Source organism: Mycobacterium sp. 852002-51163_SCH5372311, from assembly GCF_001667115.1.
Classification (GTDB): domain Bacteria; phylum Actinomycetota; class Actinomycetes; order Mycobacteriales; family Mycobacteriaceae; genus Mycobacterium.
The window spans coordinates 1-18,747 of record NZ_LZIJ01000116.1 but is presented as its reverse complement, the minus strand read 5'-3'; the positions used below and the strand labels follow the sequence as shown (position 1 = coordinate 18,747).

Sequence of the window (18,747 nt, the reverse complement as noted above, 5' to 3'; positions counted from 1 at the left end):
TCGAGCACATGCAACCTCACCGGGGGCGCCAGGTGATCAAGGTTCAGCTCGCCCATCCCGGCCAGCGCCGTGGTGAAGGCGTCGAGCTTGGCGGTTACCTCCGCCGGCACCTCAATCGAAAACATGTTCGAATCTTATGGCGAACCGGTGACACCAACCCCCGCGAAAACCACCGTTGTGGATAAACGCCCAACTGTGGACAAAACCGCAACCACTGAAACCAAGTGACACAACCGAATTCAGCAGTACCGCTGGGGACTGAAAACTGCCGGGTTTGCCTGCATATCGCGGGTTCGAGTTAACTCGCCACGAAAGCGGCTGTCTCCCAACGTTCTTCGCGGCGAGACGCCGTGCCAACGGTCGGATGAATTTGCCATGGGCGGCCAATGCAAACTTCAACAGCGGCCGCTCGATAGCATCCCAGGCATGGGCATCAAACTTGAGAACGTCGGCATCGCCGTTCGCGACCTCGAAGCAACGATCGCCTTCTTCACCGACCTCGGTCTCACGGTCATCGGCCGTGAGACGGTCAGGGGCGAATGGACCGACACTGCCGTTGGCCTTGATGGCAATCACGCCAACATTGCGATGCTGCAGACGCCAGACGGATACGGTCGCCTCGAGCTCTTCGAGTACATCCACCCCGAAGCGATCGAGTCGAAGCCCACCAGTCCTAACGAGATTGGCATGCACCGCGTCGCTTTCTCAGTCGACGACATCGACAAAGCACTTGAGATAGCGGCAAGACACGGCTGCCATCCGCTTCGCGGCGTGGCGACCTATGAGGACGTTTACAAACTCACGTACATCCGCGGTCCCAGCGGCATCATCGTGATGCTCGCCGAGGAACTGAAGAAGAACTGACGGGCGTCGCTTCTGAGTCGCTTGTCCGCTCAGCACCGCGTTGGCATCAGGTCGCCGAGGAGAACCACACATAATCTGATCCGGCACCAATGAATTCGTTGTACCGAATCCGGTCACCCCGCTCGGCAAAGGGGAACACAAGCACTTTGTCTGGATTCGTCGGGTTGTATAGGCACCGCATACTCGCGCCGACACAAAACCATTCGTCGAAATGCGGGAGCATTCCATCCGAGGGCCGCGGCCGGATGATTTCCACCCCGTCAGGTGTGAAGGCACGCCGCCGTTTGCGCAAACGCCAGTCCTCGACGGTCGCGCAGTAGGACCCGCGCAACGTGTGACCACTGTCGAGGCGGATCTGCATCTCACTCGTTAGCTCCCAGTAATCGTCCTCCGCGGGAACATAAGACGATGCGACCGTCAGCAGCTCAACGGTGCCGCGCTGCCGAAGTGCGCTGTCCTTCTTGGCCCCCGCGATGGCTCTGATCCACCAACCGACGGCAATGAGCACGCTCAGCAAAATAACGGCCACACCAACCCACACGACGCTGGATGCGGCACCCTTCTCGCGTTCAAGACCGTAGAAGGTGACGTTTACCCCGGCGCTGAATGCACAGAGCAGGGCGATAACCATGAGAACGCGTAGCGCTGCCAGCTTCTTCTTCTGGTACCGATGACCAGGTGTCTGTGACGGGAACGCCATTTCGTCATGATCGCACGGCAGGATCCTCGATAGCACCCACCGAGGCTTTCACGGTGACCAGGCCCCCGAAGTCGGAATATGCCGACCAACCGACATCAAGCCGCTGAAACCGAAGTGACAGAACAGAATTCGGGAGCGTCTAGCTTCCCAGCCGCGAAAGCACTTCGGCGACAACCGAATCGATAGGCACCGAAACCTGATCGCCGGTCGCGAGGTCCTTCACCCCGACCGTCCCGGCTTCGAGGTCCCGGTCTCCGGCGACCAGCGCGATACGGGCACCGGAACGGTCCGCCGCACGCATCGCGCCCTTGAGACCGCGGTCGCCGTAGGCCAGGTCGACGCGGACGCCGCAACCACGCAACTGCCTCGCCAGCACCGCCAACCGTAACTTGGCCGTGTCGCTCAACGGCACACCGAACACGTCGCACCGGGACACCTCCCCCGGGCTCTTTCCTTCGGCGCGTAGGGCCAGCAGGGTCCGGTCGACCCCGATTCCAAATCCGATGCCCGACAAGTCCTGTCCGCCGAGTTGACGCATCAGCCCGTCGTAGCGGCCACCACCGCCGATGCCGGATTGCGCACCCAGGCCGTCGTGCACGAACTCGAATGTGGTCTTGGTGTAATAGTCCAGCCCGCGCACCATGCGCGGGTTGATCACATACGGGATCCCGAAGACGTCCAGGTAAGCGAGCACGCTGTCGAAATGCTGCTTGGCCTCGTCGGAAAGGTGGTCCAGCAGCACCGGCGCATCGGCCGTCAGCGCGCGCACCTCGGGCCGTTTGTCGTCGAGCACCCGCAGCGGATTGATCTCGACGCGTCGCCGGGTGTCCTCATCGAGCTCAAGCCCGAACAAGAACTCCTGCAACAACTCTCGGTATTGTGGGCGGCATGTGTCGTCGCCCAGCGAGGTGATCTCCAAGCGGAACCCGTCGAGGCCCAACGACCGAAATCCGTCGTCGGCGACGGCGATCACTTCGGCGTCCAGTGCTGGGTCGTCGACTCCGATCGCCTCGACCCCGACCTGCTGCAGCTGGCGGTAGCGGCCGGCCTGCGGACGCTCGTAGCGGAAGAACGGGCCCGAATAACGCAGCTTCACGGGCAGCGTGCCGCGGTCCAGCCCCTGCTCGATCACGGCGCGCACCACTCCGGCGGTGCCTTCCGGCCGCAACGTCACCGAGCGGTCGCCGCGGTCGGCGAAGGTGTACATCTCCTTGGACACGACGTCGGTGGATTCGCCTACGCCGCGGGCGAACAGCGCGGTGTCTTCGAATATCGGCAGTTCGATGTGGCCGTAACCGGCCCGTCGTGCGGCATCCAGGAGGCCGTCGCGCACCGCGACGAACTGCGCCGAGTCCGGCGGGACGTAGTCCGGCACTCCCTTCGGTGCCGAGAAAGCTTGCGTCACCGGCTACAGGCCTTCGAGGAAGGGGTTGAGGCGGCGCTCGGCGCCGATGGTGGTGGCGTTGCCATGCCCGGGTAGTACCACGGTCTGGTCGTCGAGCACCAACAGTTTTTTGACGATGGAGTTGTACAGGTCGCGGCCGCTGCCGCCGAACAGGTCCGTGCGACCGATGGAGCCCTCGAACAGGGTGTCGCCGGAGAACACGACGTCTGCGCCGGTCTCGGCCGCCTGCAGGACCCGGAAGCACACCGATCCACGGGTGTGTCCGGGGGTGTGGTCGACGTTGACAGATACCGTGCCCAAGTCGATCTTGTCGCCGTCGCGGTCCAGCTCGACGACCTGTTTGGGCTCACGGAAGAACGCGCCGGCGAGAAGCTGCGCCATCCGGGGGCCGAAGCCGTAGATGGGGTCGCTCAGCATGAACCGGTCCTCGGGATGGATGTAGGTGGGGCAGCCGAAGGTGTCGGAGACCTTCTGGGCGGACCACATGTGGTCGATGTGCCCGTGCGTGAGCAGCACCGCGGCCGGCGTGAGCCGATTCTCGTCGAAAATGCGTCGCAACTGGCCCATCGCCCGCTGTCCGGGGTCCACGATGACGGCGTCCGTTCCCGGCCTTTCGGCCAGCACGTAACAGTTGCAGGCCAGCCACCCGGCGGGAAATCCGGTGATCAACACGGTTCCCAGTTTCCCATCCTCGGCCGCGGCGACGGAGCGGGCCTTCCCGAAACGGTGTGGAAAGATATCGGCCGTGCCGACGAACCAACAGCGACGTGCGACCGCCAAACGCAAACTCGAACGGCAGCTGGAGCGCCGCGCCAAGCAAGCCAAGAGGCGCCGCCTCATGTTGATCGGTGCTGCCGCGGTCGCAGCCTTAGCCGTGATTGCCGCGATAGTCGTCGTCGTTGTGGTGAACAAGAAAGACCACAAGAGCAACACCGCCTCGACCGCGCCCAGCAGCGCGGCGCCGAGCAAGGCCCTGGCTCCGCCGTTGCCCTCGAACAAGGCGCCGGCCGACCTGGGCGCCAACTGTCAATACCCACCATCGCAGGACAAGGCCCCGAAACCGGTCAAGCTCCCGAAGACGGGGAAGCTGCCCATCGAGCCGAACCCGGTGAGCGTCAGCATGGTGACCAACCAGGGCAACATCGGTCTGCTGCTGATCAGCGCCGAATCCCCTTGCACTGTCAACAGTTTCTCCAGTCTGGTCGGTCAGGGCTACTTCGACGGCACCAAATGCCACCGGCTGACCACGTCCCCCGCACTGGCGGTACTGCAATGCGGCGACCCGAAGGGCGACGGCACCGGCGGCCCGGGCTATCAGTTCGAGAACGAGTACCCGACCAACCAGTACCCGCCCGACGACCCCAAGGTGAAGCAACCCGTGCTCTATCCGCGCGGCACCCTTGCGATGGCGCACAGCCGCGATCAGCACGACAACGGCAGCCAGTTCTTCCTGGTGTACCGGGATTCGGTGCTGCCGCCCGACTACACCATCTTCGGAAAGATTCAGGACGACGGGCTGGCCACCCTGGACAAGATCGCCAAGGGCGGTGTCGTCGACGGCGGTGAAGATGGAGCGCCGGCCACCGAGGTGGTCATCAAGTCGATCAAACTCGACTAGACGCATTTATTTGCGACCCAGCGGGCCACACCGGCCCGCCGTGGCGGACGGCTTAAGGTCGTTGAGTGGCGACGCCAGGCTCATTCGGGCGATACCGATTGCAGGGAGTGCTGGGCCACGGCGGTATGGGGCAGGTGTTCCGCGCTTATGACACCACCACCGGCCGGGTAGTGGCTCTCAAGGTGCTCCCCCAGCACTTGGCGGAGGACCGCGAGTTTCAGGAACGCTTCCGGCGCGAGGCCCGCACGGCCGCAAGCCTCAACGACCCCAACATCGTGCCCATCCATGGCTACGGCGAGATCAACGGCCAACTCTATGTCGACATGCGGTTGATCGAGGGCCGCGATCTGGTCACCTACATCGCCGAGAAAGGTGGGCGGCTAAGCCCGTCGCAAGCCGTCGCGGTAGTCGAACAGGTTGCGGGTGCCCTGGATAGCGCCCACCGCGCAGGCCTTGTGCACCGCGACGTCAAGCCGTCGAACATCCTGGTCGCCGCTGCGCGCGATTTCGTCTACCTCATCGACTTCGGGATCGCGCGCACCGCAACCGACACCGCGCTCACGCACAGCGGCGAGACGATGGGGACCCTGGATTACATGGCCCCGGAACGCTTCTGGGGCACAACGGATCTGCGCGCCGACGTGTATTCGCTGGCCTGCGTGCTTTACGAGTGCCTGACCGGACGCCGTCCCTATCCGGGCAGCACCATCGAAGACCAGCTCCGTGGTCACCTGGACACCCCGCCGCCCCGGCCGTCGACCATGGCGCCGGGCATACCGCCGGCGTTCGACGAGGTGATCGCCCGCGGCATGGCCAAGAACCCCGCCCAGCGGTACCAGAGCGCTCCGGAACTCGCCCACGCGGCAAGAGCGGCACTGGACAGCGCACCCATGCCCAGCGGGCCGGCACCGCGAACGCCCGGCCGGCGCACCCCGCCGAGGCCCGATGCGGCTGTGGCAGCGAAGCGTCGATCCGCGCTCGTGATCACCGGCCTGGTCGCCGGGCCGAGCGTTGTGGTGGTCGCGGTGGTGGCGCTGGTCGCTGCCCTCACGACGCACCACGACAATGCCGCACCCAGCACGGGATCGTCGACGTCGACGGCTACAGCCGGTTCGACCGCACCGGCGTCGCGCGTGCCGCCGTTGCCGCCGTTCAACCCTCCCAGTGATCTGGGTGCAAACTGCCAGTACCCGCCGGCACCCAGCCCGGACAGCAAGCCGGCCAAGCCGCCGCGGTCAGGCAAAGTGCCCACCACCCCGGTCGAGGTCAACGTCAACATGGTGACCGACCAGGGCGACATCAGCTTGAGTCTCGACAACGGAAAGTCGCCGTGTACGGTGAACAGCTTCCTCAGCTTGGCGCAGCAAGGGTTCTTCGACGGCACGCAGTGCCTGCGACTGACCACCTCGCCGACCCTCGGCACGCTGCAATGCGGCGCCCCCAACAGCGACGGCACCGGTGGCCCCGGCTACCACTTCAACGACGAATATCCCACCAACCAGTACGAATCCGGCGATCCGGCGCTGCACCAGCCGGTGCTGTATCCCCGTGGGACGCTGGCGATGTGGAACACCGAGCCGAACACCAACGGCAGCCAGTTCTTCCTGGTCTATCGCGACTCCCAGTTACCGCCGCAGTACACGGTTTTCGGCAGAATCGACCCGACGGGCCTGACGACGATCGACAATGTCGCCAAGGCCGGCGTCGTGGGGGGCCGTGAGGACGGAATCGCGGTCACCCCGGTGAAGATCAAGTCGGTGCGCATGGAATGACGACCGAGTTTCGAAGGCTACCGAGCCTGCGCTGAGGGCTATGCCAAGCGCCTCATTGGGCGCCCTGAGTGCAGTCTCGGTGCCGTCAGTGCAGACTCGATGCCAATTAGGCCGCCGACGTGACCCGGTAAACGTCGTAGACGCCTTCCACGTTTCGGACGACGTTGAGCAGATGCCCGAGGTGCTTGGGGTCGCCCATCTCGAAGGTGAACCGGCTGATCGCCACCCGGTCACCGGAAGTGGTCACCGAGGCGGACAGGATGTTCACCTTCTCGTCGGCCAGCACGCGGGTCACGTCGGAGAGCAAGCGGTGGCGGTCGAGCGCCTCCACCTGAATCGCCACCAGGAACACCGACGACGGCGACGGCGCCCAGAGCACCTCGATGATCCGTTCGGCCTGCTGCTGCAACGACGCGGCGTTGGTGCAATCGGTGCGGTGCACGCTGACACCCCCGCCACGCGTGACGAAGCCCATGATCTGGTCGCCGGGCACCGGCGTGCAGCACTTGGCAAGCTTGGTCAGCACGCCCGGTGCCCCGGGCACCGAAACTCCCACGTCTTCGTTGCTGCGCGGGCGGCGCAGCATGGTCGCCGGCGTGGACCGCTCGGCCAGTTCCTCTTCGGCCTGGTCGATGCCGCCGAGCTCGGCCAGCAGCCGCTGCGCGACGTGCCGGGCCGACACGTGTCCTTCGCCTATCGCGGTGTAGAGCGCCGACACGTCGGTGTAGTGCAGCTCCCGGGCGACAGCCCCCATGGATTCGGCATTAACCAAGCGCTGCAAGGGAAGTCCGCCCCGCCGTACCTCGCGGGCCATGACATCCTTACCTGCCTCCAGTGCCTCCTCGCGCCGCTCCTTGGCGAACCACTGCCGGATCTTCGTCTTGGCCCGCGGCGACACCACGAACTGCTGCCAGTCCCGCGACGGCCCGGCATTGGGCGCCTTCGACGTGAAAACCTCTACGACTTCCCCGTTTTCCAGCTTGCGTTCCAGCGCCACCAGCCGGCCGTTGACCCTGGCGCCGATGCAGCGGTGTCCGACCTCGGTGTGCACGGCGTAGGCGAAGTCCACCGGCGTGGACCCGTTGGGCAGCGTGATGACGTCACCCTTGGGGGTGAACACGAAAATCTCTTGCACCGCAAGGTCGTAACGCAACGACTCCAGGAACTCACCCGGGTCGGCGGCCTCCCGCTGCCAGTCGAGCAGCTGACGCATCCAGGCCATGTCGTCGATCTCGGCGGCGGCATGGGGATGCGGAACGCCGTTGCGGCCCTTGGCTTCCTTGTAACGCCAGTGCGCGGCGATGCCGTATTCGGCGGTGCGGTGCATGTCGCGGGTGCGGATCTGCACCTCCAGCGGTTTGCCTTCCGGCCCGACGACAGTGGTGTGCAGCGACTGGTAGACCCCGTATCGAGGCTGGGCGATGTAGTCCTTGAACCGCCCGGCCATCGGCTGCCACAGCGAATGCACCACGCCCACAGCGGCATAACAGTCCCGGATCTCGTCGCACAGAATGCGGATGCCGACCAGGTCGTGAATGTCGTCGAAGTCGCGGCCCTTGACGATCATCTTCTGATAGATCGACCAGTAGTGCTTCGGACGCCCCTCCACCGTCGCCTTGATCTTCGATGCGTTGAGGGTGTTGACGATCTCGGTGCGCACCTTGGTCAGGTAGGTGTCGCGGGACGGGGCGCGCCCGGCGACGAGCCGCACGATCTCCTCGTACTTCTTGGGATGCAGGATCGCGAACGACAGATCCTCCAGCTCCCACTTGACGCTGGCCATACCCAGCCGATGAGCCAGGGGCGCAATGACTTCCAGCGTCTCGCGGGCCTTGCGCGCCTGCTTCTCCGGCGGCAGGAAGCGCATGGTGCGCATGTTGTGCAGCCGGTCGGCCACCTTGATCACCAGCACCCGCGGATCGCGGGCCATCGCGGTGATCATCTTGCGGATGGTCTCGCCCTCGGCGGCGCTGCCCAGCACGACGCGATCCAGCTTGGTCACGCCGTCGACGAGATGGCCCACCTCTTCGCCGAATTCCTCGCTCAAAGCCTCGAGCGTGTACCCGGTGTCCTCGACGGTGTCGTGCAACAGCGCGGCGACCAGTGTGGTGGTGTCCATGCCCAACTCGGCCAGGATGTTGGCGACGGCCAGGGGGTGGGTGATGTAGGGATCGCCGGAATGGCGCAACTGGGTGGCGTGTCGCTGGTCGGCGACCTCGAACGCCCGCTGCAGCAGCGACAGGTTGGCCTTGGGGTAGATCTCCCGGTGCACCGCCACCAGCGGCTCGAGGACGGGATTGATGGCGCCGCTGCGTGCCGTCATCCGCCGGGCCAGCCGGGCCCGTACGCGCCGGGACGCGCTGCTGGTGGTTTTGAGCGTCTCTACCGGCGGCTCGGGCGTTTCGGGTGTTTCGGGCGTTTCGGTGACGGGCTCCACAACCGCTTCGTCGGCAGGTTCCGCGGGCGGCGCAGCAACGGCTTGCGCCGTGCTCTGATCGTCCGCCACGTCAAACCTCCGAAAGTCGCTTCGCCCTTCGAGGATATCGCTGAACCTCATGGCCCCGCGCCACTCGAGTATCCGAGATCGACGGAAGCGTTGAAAAGTCCGAGTAGATGCCGCGCCAGCGTCGATCTCGGCGGTGACGCTCAGACGCGCCGCCTAGGCGATACTCAAGCTGTGCACGCGCATGGGCGCGAGCGCCTCCCGGCCACCCAGCGCTGAAAGTTCGACAAGCACCGCGGCCCCGAGCACGTTCATCCCGATGCGCTCGAGCAACCGCCGCGCCGCGCCCAAAGTGCCGCCGGTAGCCAACACGTCGTCGATGATCACGATGGTGCGGCCCTGCAGGTCGAGGCCGTCGGCGGGGATCTCCATCGCGGCGTCGCCGTACTCCCTGGTGTAGTGCTCGCTGAGCACCGGCGGCGGCAGCTTGCCGCTTTTACGGATGGAAAGCACACCGGTGCCCAGCCGGGCGGCGGTGGCCGCCGCCACCAGTGACCCCCGGGATTCGATGCCGGCCACCAAGTCGGCTTCGGATGCGATGGCGGCCAGCGCGTCGGTCACCGCGGCCATGCCGTCCCGGTCGACGAACAGTGGGGTGAGGTCCTTGAACTGCACGCCAGGCTGCGGAAAGTCCGCGACGTCGCGGGTCAGCGAGGCGATGACCTGCGCAACTGGAACCACCGGAACACCCGTCACCGCACCCTCACTGCATCAGGGCCCATCGGTCCATGTTCCAGCCGGCACCCCAGCGGGTCGGGTTCTTGCTCACCGCATACATCTTCTTCGACATCAACAGCGTGCGCTGCTGACGGTACAGCGGCAACGTCGGCATGTCGCCCCACAGTATCGGCGCGCTCTCGGTCAACAGCCTGACCCGCTCGGCCGGGTCAGCGGACACCGCCAGCGCGTTGATGTTGCCGTCGATCTGGGGGTTGGCATAGCCGGACAGGTTGTTGCCGTTGCCGCTGTGCAGGGTGTAGGCGTCGATCGCCGAAGATCCGCTGGATCCGCTGCCGGTGGCTCCGCCGGTGCTGGCCAGCAGCACGTCGATCTTCCCGTCCCGCAGGGCCTGCGGGCCCGGGGAGTCGACGGTGACCCCGGTGACGGTGATGCCAGCGGCGGCACAGGATTTGACGATCGCGCCGACCGAGGCCGCCAACCGCGCGTTGGGCCCCTGATAGCCGATCCGCACCGTCAGCGGCGCACCATTAAGGGCATTGCGAGCGGCGACCGGATCGGCCTTGCTGAATTGGCCGGCCTGCGCGGCCCCGTCGGCCTGGCTGATGGCGTCGTCGGTTACCGGGGCCAACCGCGAGTTGGCGATCGGCACCCCTGCGTCCCTGGCGATCACGTCGCGCGGAGTGCACAGCGCCAGTGCGCGGCGCTCACGAGCCAGCGCAAGCGGTCCCTGCAGCGCGAAGATCAGCTGCTCGATGCCGGCCGCGGGTGAATCGGTGCGCTCGTAGTTGTCCGGGGTGGCCAGCGATCCCGACGAACCGGCCGCGACGTCGACCACGTCCACATTCCGGTGGTTGACCCGGTCCTGGATGTCGGCTCCCTGCGATCGCACGGTGATCCGCTTGGTGACCGCCTTGGGGCCCCACCAGCGATCGTTGGCAGTGAGCACCACGGTGCCTGCGTCCAGGACGGATTCGATCTTGTACGGGCCCGACGACGGGAAACGCTTGAGGTCGACACCGGGCTTGAGGTCCCAGATGGTGTTCCACAGCTTGGCGATCTCGTTGACCAGCTGAATTTTGTTGCCCAGCAGCGCCGCCGTCACGTCGATCTTCAGTTGATCGGCGATGACGTGCGACGGCATCATCGCGGTCGCGGTGAACAGCTGCGCGTAGTCGACCACGCTGCGGTCCGGGATGAACGACACTCGGGCCTTCTTCTGCCCGGGAATGCACTCGATGTTGGCGATGTCGACGTAGCCGGCCTGGCTGGCGGCTTCGAAGGCGGGGAACTTGCCGGATTGAGCCGCCCAGGTGAGCACCATGTCGTCGCAGGTCACCGGCTTGCCGTCGGAGTAGACGGCGTTGTCGGCGATCTGATAGTCGAGCACCAGCGGCGCGCCCCCCACGACCGAGACGGTACCGAAATCGTGGTCGGCAACGACCTGTCCGTCGGGGCCGTGATAACTGAAGCCGGTGAGCGTGCGGGCGAATGCCTGTGCGCCGGCCGAGGCGCCACCGACGACGGTGTTGGTGTTGTAGGTGATCAGCGAGCCGTCGACCACGTAGTCGATGTGGCCGGCAGCGCCGCCGGAACACGCGGTCATCGTGAAAGCTGCCGTCAGCGTCGCCGTCAGACCAACGAGTGTCCACCGGTAACCGGCCATCGCCACTAGCCCTGCCTAACGCCGGCCAGCGTTTCGCTTGCCGGTCGGACGCCGGGTACCGGTGGGCCGCACCGGCCGCGCCCCAGGCGCCGGCTTGTTCGATGCCGCGGCCTTGGTGGCGGCGGGCTGGGTGACCATCTCGCTGGTCTCCTCCGCTGCGTCGTCATCGGCAGCGGGTTTTGTCTGCTGCTCCGTTTTATCGGTGTCGGTTTGGTCCGGCGGTTCGGTGCTGGCGGTCGACGAACCAGGGCCTCGCCGTCGGGCGACCCGGCGGCTGTGGGTGCGGACCAGTTCGGTTCGTTCACGAAGGGTGACCAGCAGCGGGGTGGCGAAGAAGATCGACGAGTAGGTGCCCACCAGGATGCCGACCAGCTGCACCAGCGCCAGGTCCTTCAGCGTGCCCACGCCCAGCAGCCATACCGCGACCACCATCAGCGCCAGGATCGGCAAGACCGAGATCAGGCTGGTGTTGATGGACCGCATGAACGTCTGGTTGATCGCCAGGTTGGCCTGCTCGGCGAAGGTGCGCCGGGTGGTGTGCTGGAATCCGTGGGTGTTCTCCTCGACCTTGTCGAACACGATGACGGTGTCGTAGAGCGAGAAGCCGAGGATTGTCAGCAGGCCGATGACCGTGGCCGGGCTGACCTCGAATCCCACCAGTGAGTACACGCCGGCGGTGACGGTCAGGTCGAAGAGCATGGTCGTCAGCGCGGAGATCGCCATGTAGCGCTCGTAGCGCACGGTGATGTAGACGCTGACCAGCGCCAGGAACACGACCAGCGCGATCAGCGCCTTTTTGGTGATCTGACCGCCCCAGGTCTCCGACACGGCCGAGTCGCTGATTGCCTGCTTGCTGGGCTTCCCGTCGGCGCCCTTGGGCTGGAACCTGTCGAACAACGCGGTTTTCAGCTTCGCCGTCTGGTCGTTGGACAGGGTCTCCGAACGGATTTGGACGGTCGCGGACGAGCCGCTGCCGACGATGACGACCGATTCGGCGTCACGGCCGATCGTCTTCCGGAAGACATCCTGCACCTGGGTGGTCTGGATGGTGCCGGACCCACCCGCGACGGGCATTGACACCTTGGTGCCGCCGTTGAAATCGATCCCGAACGTGAAGCCGCGCAGCAAGATGCTGACGATGGCGACAGCGACGATCGCACCGCTGACGCCGTACCAGAGCCGGCGCCGCCCGACGACCTCGAAAGCGCCGGTTCCCGTGTAAAGCCGCGACAGCAGGCTGTGGTGTGGCGGCTGAGTGGCTGCTTGGGCGGAAGTCGATTCGGGGACGACTGCGGTGGATTCGGTGATTTCGACCGGCGCGACGACGGTTTGGTCGGGGTCGGAGGGCTTCGATGTGGCCTTTTTCGCGGCGGGTTTCTTGCCGGCGGGTTTCTTCGCGGCCGGTTTCTTGACCGGTTGCTCGGCTGGTGTAGCAGCCTCCTGGGTGGCCTTTTCTGGCGACGCGCCGGTTGCTTTCTTGTTCGGGTCAGCTGCCATCCGTCACACCCGTTCGGTCGATCGGCCGGAAGCCCGGCGTTCGCGGGCAACTTGCTGCACTGCGCCCAGGCCGTTGTACGCCGGTTTCGACAGCGTCGACGACTTTGAGGCCAGGTACACCAGCGGCCAGGTCACCAAGAAAACCACCACCAGGTCGAGGATCGTGGTCAGACCCAGGGTGAAGGCGAATCCCTTCACTTCGCCGATCGCCAGGAAGTACAGCACCGCGGCGGCAAGGAAGGTGACGGCGTTGCCCGACACGATGGTCTTGCGCGCCCGCGTCCAACCGCGGGGAACCGCCGACCGGAACGAACGGCCTTCGCGGATTTCGTCTTTGATGCGTTCGAAGAAGACGACGAATGAGTCCGCTGTGGTGCCGATACCGATGATAAGACCCGCTATGCCGGCCAGGTCCAGGGTGTAGTTGATATACCGGCCCAGCAGCACCAGGATTGCGAAAACCATTGCGCCGGAAGCTATCAGCGACAGGGCCGTGAGCAGACCGAGCACCCGGTAATACGCCAACGAGTACAACAGCACCAGGATCAAACCGATGCCGCCTGCGATCAGGCCTGCCCGCAGGGACGTCAATCCCAGTGTGGCCGATACGGTTTGGGCTTCCGACGCCTCGAAGGACAGCGGCAGCGACCCGTATTTCAGCACGTTGGCCAGTTGCTTCGCCGTCGAGGCGGTGAACGGCGGATCACCACCGTTGATCTGGGTCCGTCCGCCGGGGATCGCCTCCTGGATCACCGGCGCGCTGACGACCTGGGAGTCCAGGGTGAACGCGGTCTGCGTGCCGACGTTCTTGGTGGTGAAGTCAGCCCAGGTAGCCGCTGCGGCGGGCTTGAATTGCAGATCGACGACGTAGCCCAGGCCGCGCTGGTTCATGCTCGAGCTCGCATCCTGGATCTGATCGCCGCTGATGATCGACGGGGCCAGCAGATACACCTGTTTGTGGTCGGTCGAACACGTCACCAGCGGCTGCTTCGGATCGTCGTTGCCGGCCAGGATGTCGTCGTTGCCGCAGTGGGCGGCCACGTATCGCATGGCAACCATCTGTATGTACGGGTTGCTGCTCTGCCTGAATTCCTTCATCTGCTGGATGCGCTCGGCGAGTTCCTTACGGGGATCAGGCGGCGCGGGCGCCTCACCGGGCGCCTGACCCGGTGGCGGCTCCGCCGTCGCCGGTGCTCCGCCGGTGGGCGCCGGAGTCGGGGAACCAGGCGCCGGGGCGGGGCTCGATGCCGGTGCTGGGTTCGGGCTGGGCGGCGGCGTGGGGTCTTGCGGATAGGGCCGCGGTTGCGGCGCCGGCGCAGGCGCTGGTGCGGGAGCACCGGTCGGCGCGGGTTGGCCGCCGGGTTGCCCGCGCGGGGGCTGCTCGCCCGGCGGCGGCTGACCACCGGGCACCGGGCTAACAGGCTTGGGCTTCGGCGGTTCCTTGGGCTGCACCGGAACGGCCTGGGTAACCGGCCGGATGTACAGGCGCGCGGTCTGTCCCAGGTTGCGAGCCTCGTTGCCGTTGGTGCCGGGCACCGTGATGATCAGGTTGTCGCCGTCGACGACGACCTCGGAACCGGAGACGCCAAGCCCGTTGACTCGCGCGCTGATGATCTGCTGCGCCTGTGCCAGCGACTCACGGCTGGGGCGGGAGCCGTCCGGCGTGCGTGCGGTCAGTGTGACGCGGGTACCGCCCTGCAGGTCGATACCGAGCTTCGGGGCGGCCTTCTTGTTTCCGGTGAGAAACACCAGCAGGTAGACCAAGACGAGCATGATCAGGAACACCGACAGGTAGCGGGCAGGGTGCACCGGCGCCGAAGACGATGCCACGTTCCTTGAATCTCCTTGCGAATCAGTTACTGCCCACGACAGAGCCTCCGGAAAGACTACGTGTCGCGTTCACTAGCCCTTCGGGCAAGCGCCTTATCGGCGAGTCCCTGGGTCAGGATTCCTTGCTAGCACGGCTCTCGGTTGTCGCCGCTTCAGGCTCACTGGGGCCGTCGGCCGGGTTCTCGGCTGCCTCCGCTACGCCGCCCAGATCGTCTGCGTCATCGAAATCGGGTTCGTCCGGCAGGATCCGGTCGCGCACGGCCAGCTTCATCCAGGTGGTCACCACTCCGGGCGCGATTTCGAGGTCAACGGTGTCGTCGGTGATCGCGGTGACGGTGGCTTCCAGGCCCGACGTGGTGTGCACCCGGTCCCCGGGCTGCAAAGAGTCGTGCAAGTCGATCGTGGCTTGCATCGCGCGCTTCTGGCGGCGCGCCGCGAACCACATGAACCCGCCCATGATGAGCAGGAACGGGAGGAACAAAACCAAGCTATTCATCTGGGGCCTATCTTTCGGTACCTCGTCAACCGTCCAGTGTGCCTGTCCAGTCTGGCAGGCGCAGCGGCGAGCCCTCGATCGCCCGCTGCGGACCGCCGGGAACCCTGCCCAACGGCTAGGCTTTGTGTGCGTTTTCTTTGCAGGCAGCGGGCGTGCCCGCGGTAAGGAGGATTTAGTGGCCAGCCTTGAGCAGACTCGCCATCTGGTCACCGAAATCCCCGGTCCCGCATCGCTGGAACTGACCAAACGCCGAGTGGCGGCGGTGTCGCACGGCGTGGGGGTCACCATGCCGGTGTTCGTGGCCCGCGCTGCCGGCGGCATCCTCGAAGACGTCGACGGCAACCGGTTGATCGATCTGGGCTCGGGTATCGCCGTGACCACGATCGGCAATTCCGCGCCCCGGGTGGTGGACGCGGTCCGCGAACAGGTCGCAGAGTTCACCCACACCTGCTTCATGGTGACGCCCTACGAGGAATACATTGCCGTCGCCGAGGAGCTCAACCGGATCACTCCGGGCAGCGGCGAGAAGCGTTCGGTGCTGTTCAACTCTGGGGCCGAGGCGGTCGAGAACGCCATCAAGGCCGCCCGTGCCTATACCCACAAGACTGCGGTGGTGGCGTTCGACCACGCCTATCACGGCCGCACCAACCTGGCGATGGCGCTGACCGCCAAGTCCATGCCCTACAAGAGCGGGTTCGGCCCGTTCGCACCGGAGATCTACCGGGCCCCGCTGTCCTACCCGTACCGGGACGGCCTGCTCGACAAGGAGCTGGCCACCGACGGCGAACTGGCCGCCGCCCGGACCATCAGTTTCATCGAAAAGCAGGTGGGCGCCGACAATCTGGCCGCGGTCATCATCGAGCCGATACAGGGCGAGGGCGGCTTCATCGTTCCGGCCGAGGGCTTCCTGCCCGCCCTGCTCGACTGGTGCCGCAACAACAATGTGGTGTTCGTCGCCGACGAGGTGCAGACGGGGCTGGCGCGCAGCGGCGCGATGTTCGCCTGCGAGCACGAAGGGATCGAGCCCGACCTGATTGTCATCGCCAAGGGAATCGCCGACGGGTTGCCGCTGTCGGCGGTGACCGGCCGGGCCGAGATCATGGACGCCCCGCACCCCAGTGGCCTGGGGGGCACCTTCGGCGGCAACCCCGTGTGCTGCGCGGCGGCCCTGGCCACCATCGAGACCATCGAACGCGACGGCCTGGTCGAGCGTGCTCAGGAGATCGAACGGCTGATGATGGACCGGCTGACACGTCTGCAGGCCGCCGATGACCGGATTGGTGACGTGCGCGGTCGCGGCGCGATGATCGCCATCGAGTTGGTGAAGTCCGGAACCGCCGACCCCGACCCGGAATTGACCTTGAAACTGGCCACCGCAACCCACGCCGCCGGCGTCATCGTCTTGACGTGCGGCATGTTCGGCAACGTCATCCGGCTGCTGCCACCGCTGATCATCAGCGACGAGCTACTGACCGAGGGCCTCGACATCATGGCCGGGCTGCTCGCCGACCTCTGAACTGCGCCGAGCGTGTTCTCAGGGCGAGTTTTCGCCAGTTTCCCGCCCTGGTAACACGTTCGGCGAAGTCGCCGGTGGCCGATTTCACAGGCGATTGGCAGGGTCCCACTATCGAGGAATACCATTAGCTTGAGTAACGTTCTATTTCGTCAGCGCAGCGTGGCGCACGCACTCCGATTTCTCAGCAATCGCTAGGAACTGCCATGTCGACTACTACTGACGAGCGGCTCGAGCGCCGCGTTGAAGACCTGACCGCCAACGACCCGCAGTTCGCCGCAGCCAGACCCGACCCCGCGGTCGCCGCGGCCGCACAGCAGCCCGGGCTGAGACTGCCGCAGATCATCCAGACCGTGCTGGAGGGTTACGCCGACCGCCCGGCCCTGGGCCAGCGCGTGGTGGAGTTCGTCAAGGACCCGAAGACCGGACGCACCGTTTTGGAGGTGCTCCCCCGCTTCGAGACCCTCACCTACCGCGAGCTGGACGAGCGAGTCGGTGCCCTGGCGCGCGCCCTGACCGATGACGGCATGCGCGCCGGCGACTGCGTCGCCGTGCTGGGCTTCAACAGCGTCGACTTCACCACCATCGACGTGGCACTGGCCAAGACCGGCGCCGTGTCCGTTCCGCTGCAGACCAGTGCGGCCCTCGCGCAGCTGCAGCCGATTGTCGCCGAGACCGAGCCCCGAATCATCGCCGCGAGCGTGAACCAGCTGCCCGACGCCGTCGAGCTGATCCGCACCGGGCCCGCGCCGGCCAAGCTCCTGGTGTTCGACCACTACTCCGAGGTCGACGACCAGCGCGAGGCCATCGATGCCGCCCGGGCACGCCTGGCGGACACCGGCGTGAGCGTCGAAACCCTGGCCGAGGTGCTCGACCGCGGGAAGCGGCTGCCGGCGGTTTCTGAGCCGGTCGCGGTTCCCGACGGCGACCCGTTGGCGCTGCTGATCTACACCTCCGGCAGCACCGGCGCGCCCAAGGGTGCGATGTATCCGCAGAGCAATGTCGGCAAGATGTGGTGCCGGTCGAGCAGGAACTGGTTCGGCGAAACCGCCGCGTCGATCACGCTGAACTTCATGCCGATGAGCCACGTCATGGGACGCGGCATCCTCTACGGCACGCTGGGCAACGGCGGCACGGCGTACTTCGCGGCAAAGAGCGACCTGTCGACGCTGCTGGAGGACCTGGAGCTGGTGCGGCCCACCGAGCTGAACTTCGTGCCCCGCATCTGGGAGACGCTGTACGGCGAATACCAGCGCCAAGTCGAGCGCCGGGTGGCCGAGGGATACGACCGCGCGGCCGCCGAAGCCGAGGTCCTGGACGAGCAACGCCAGTACCTTTTGGGCGGCCGGTTCATCTTCGCGATGACCGGCTCGGCGCCCACGTCGCCCGACCTGAAGGCGTGGGTCGAATCCCTGCTCGAGATGCATCTGCTGGACGGCTACGGCTCCACCGAGGCCGGGATGGTCTTGTTCGACGGCGCGGTGCAAAGTCCGCCGGTGATCGACTACAAGCTGGCCGACGTTCCGGACCTGGGCTACTTCGCCACCGACCGGCCGCACCCACGCGGCGAGCTGCTGCTCAAGACGGAAAACATGTTCCCCGGCTACTACAAGCGGCCCGAGGTCACCGCGGGCGTGTTCGACGAAGACGGCTACTACCGGACCGGGGACGTCGTCGCCGAGGTCGCTCCCGGCCGGCTGGTGTACGTGGACCGCCGCAACAACGTGCTGAAGCTCGCGCAGGGCGAGTTCGTCACCGTCGCGAAGCTGGAGGCGGTTTTCGGCAACAGCCCGCTGGTCCGCCAGATCTACGTCTACGGCAACAGCGCGCACCCGTACTTGTTGGCCGTTGTGGTGCCGACCGACGAGAACGCGTCGAAGCAAGCGATCGCCGAGTCGCTGCAGGACGTCGCCAGAGAGGCCGGGCTGCAGTCGTACGAAGTGCCGCGCGACTTCATCATCGAGACCACGCCGTTCACGCTGGAGAATGGTCTGCTGACCGGGATCCGCAAGCTGGCGTGGCCGAAGCTCAAGCAGCACTACGGCGAGCGGCTGGAGCAGTTGTACGCCGAGCTGGCCGAAGGCCAGGCCAATGAGTTGAGCGAGCTGCGTCGCAGCGGTGCTGGCGCGCCGGTGCTGGACACGGTGATCCGGGCCGCCGGCGCCCTGCTGGGCAGCGCCGCCACCGATTTGTCGCCGGATGCGC

Annotated in this window: 14 protein-coding genes; 5 read left to right on the top strand and 9 right to left on the bottom strand. The window is 65.9% G+C overall.

Going from position 1 to position 18,747, the window contains the following annotated elements; translation table 11 throughout:
* Positions 1-426: 426 nt before the first annotated feature.
* Positions 427-864, top strand: a complete 438-nt coding sequence (locus tag A5791_RS14865) for a VOC family protein (protein ID WP_067237997.1) — start codon at positions 427-429, stop codon at positions 862-864.
* Between the two features lie 46 nt (positions 865-910).
* On the opposite strand, the gene A5791_RS14860 is transcribed toward A5791_RS14865, so the two are convergent.
* The 3 genes from A5791_RS14860 to A5791_RS14850 all read right to left on the bottom strand — a co-directional run bounded on the left by A5791_RS14860 (position 911) and on the right by A5791_RS14850 (position 3,641).
* Complete coding sequence (locus A5791_RS14860) at positions 911-1,495, bottom strand: hypothetical protein (RefSeq protein ID WP_156661322.1); 585 nt, start codon at positions 1,493-1,495, stop codon at positions 911-913.
* Positions 1,496-1,703: 208 nt separating this feature from the next.
* Positions 1,704-2,969 carry a histidine--tRNA ligase gene (hisS, locus tag A5791_RS14855; RefSeq protein ID WP_067237993.1) on the bottom strand — a complete coding sequence of 422 codons (1,266 nt, stop codon included), beginning with the start codon at positions 2,967-2,969 and terminating at the stop codon, positions 1,704-1,706.
* A gap of 3 nt (positions 2,970-2,972) precedes the next feature.
* Positions 2,973-3,641, bottom strand: coding sequence for an MBL fold metallo-hydrolase (locus A5791_RS14850; protein WP_067238007.1), 669 nt, complete (start codon positions 3,639-3,641; stop codon positions 2,973-2,975).
* A 73-nt stretch (positions 3,642-3,714) separates the two neighbouring features.
* Here A5791_RS14850 and A5791_RS14845 point away from each other — a divergent pair, with 73 nt between their 5' ends.
* Both A5791_RS14845 and A5791_RS14840 read left to right on the top strand, forming a co-directional pair.
* Entirely contained in the window at positions 3,715-4,587 is an 873-nt protein-coding gene (locus tag A5791_RS14845; protein ID WP_067237991.1) for a peptidylprolyl isomerase, read from the top strand.
* Positions 4,588-4,652: 65 nt separating this feature from the next.
* A complete protein-coding gene (locus A5791_RS14840) occupies positions 4,653-6,359 on the top strand; it encodes a protein kinase (RefSeq protein WP_067237988.1) in 1,707 nt (568 codons plus the stop codon).
* Positions 6,360-6,465: 106 nt separating this feature from the next.
* On the opposite strand, the gene A5791_RS14835 is transcribed toward A5791_RS14840, so the two are convergent.
* The 6 genes from A5791_RS14835 to yajC all read right to left on the bottom strand — a co-directional run bounded on the left by A5791_RS14835 (position 6,466) and on the right by yajC (position 15,029).
* The gene (locus A5791_RS14835; protein ID WP_067237985.1) at positions 6,466-8,865 is read right to left on the bottom strand and encodes a bifunctional (p)ppGpp synthetase/guanosine-3',5'-bis(diphosphate) 3'-pyrophosphohydrolase; all 2,400 of its coding nucleotides are present in this window, start codon (positions 8,863-8,865) and stop codon (positions 6,466-6,468) included.
* A 153-nt stretch (positions 8,866-9,018) separates the two neighbouring features.
* Positions 9,019-9,558 (bottom strand): adenine phosphoribosyltransferase, encoded by a 540-nt coding sequence (locus A5791_RS14830; protein WP_197504697.1) that lies wholly within the window; start codon positions 9,556-9,558, stop codon positions 9,019-9,021.
* A 7-nt stretch (positions 9,559-9,565) separates the two neighbouring features.
* Entirely contained in the window at positions 9,566-11,206 is a 1,641-nt protein-coding gene (locus tag A5791_RS14825; RefSeq protein ID WP_067238000.1) for an ABC transporter substrate-binding protein, read from the bottom strand.
* A 15-nt stretch (positions 11,207-11,221) separates the two neighbouring features.
* Positions 11,222-12,703: a protein translocase subunit SecF gene (gene secF / locus A5791_RS14820; protein ID WP_082966935.1), complete on the bottom strand. Its 1,482-nt coding sequence runs from the start codon at positions 12,701-12,703 to the stop codon at positions 11,222-11,224.
* 3 nt (positions 12,704-12,706) lie between these two features.
* On the bottom strand, positions 12,707-14,533 hold the full coding sequence (secD, locus tag A5791_RS14815; RefSeq protein ID WP_067237982.1) for a protein translocase subunit SecD: 1,827 nt from the start codon (positions 14,531-14,533) through the stop codon (positions 12,707-12,709).
* A gap of 112 nt (positions 14,534-14,645) precedes the next feature.
* Entirely contained in the window at positions 14,646-15,029 is a 384-nt protein-coding gene (yajC, locus tag A5791_RS14810) for a preprotein translocase subunit YajC (RefSeq protein ID WP_067237980.1), read from the bottom strand.
* Positions 15,030-15,204: 175 nt separating this feature from the next.
* On the opposite strand from yajC, the gene gabT reads away from it, so the two are divergent.
* Together gabT and A5791_RS14800 are read left to right on the top strand one after the other, a co-directional pair.
* Positions 15,205-16,545: a 4-aminobutyrate--2-oxoglutarate transaminase gene (gene gabT / locus A5791_RS14805; RefSeq protein WP_067237977.1), complete on the top strand. Its 1,341-nt coding sequence runs from the start codon at positions 15,205-15,207 to the stop codon at positions 16,543-16,545.
* 203 nt (positions 16,546-16,748) lie between these two features.
* Positions 16,749-18,747 (top strand): AMP-binding protein (locus A5791_RS14800; RefSeq protein WP_156661320.1); only part of this gene is annotated, 1,999 nt, incomplete at its 3' end.

Bases quoted from the DNA above. Each gene is read 5' to 3' on its own strand.
- A5791_RS14825 (WP_067238000.1), bottom strand. From the start codon at position 11,206: ATGGCCGGTTACCGGTGGACACTCGTTGGTCTGACGGCGACGCTGACG.
- A5791_RS14860 (WP_156661322.1), bottom strand. From the start codon at position 1,495: ATGGTTATCGCCCTGCTCTGTGCATTCAGCGCCGGGGTAAACGTCACC.
- A5791_RS14865 (WP_067237997.1), top strand. From the start codon at position 427: ATGGGCATCAAACTTGAGAACGTCGGCATCGCCGTTCGCGACCTCGAA.
- yajC (WP_067237980.1), bottom strand. From the start codon at position 15,029: ATGAATAGCTTGGTTTTGTTCCTCCCGTTCCTGCTCATCATGGGCGGG.
- secF (WP_082966935.1), bottom strand. From the start codon at position 12,703: ATGGCAGCTGACCCGAACAAGAAAGCAACCGGCGCGTCGCCAGAAAAG.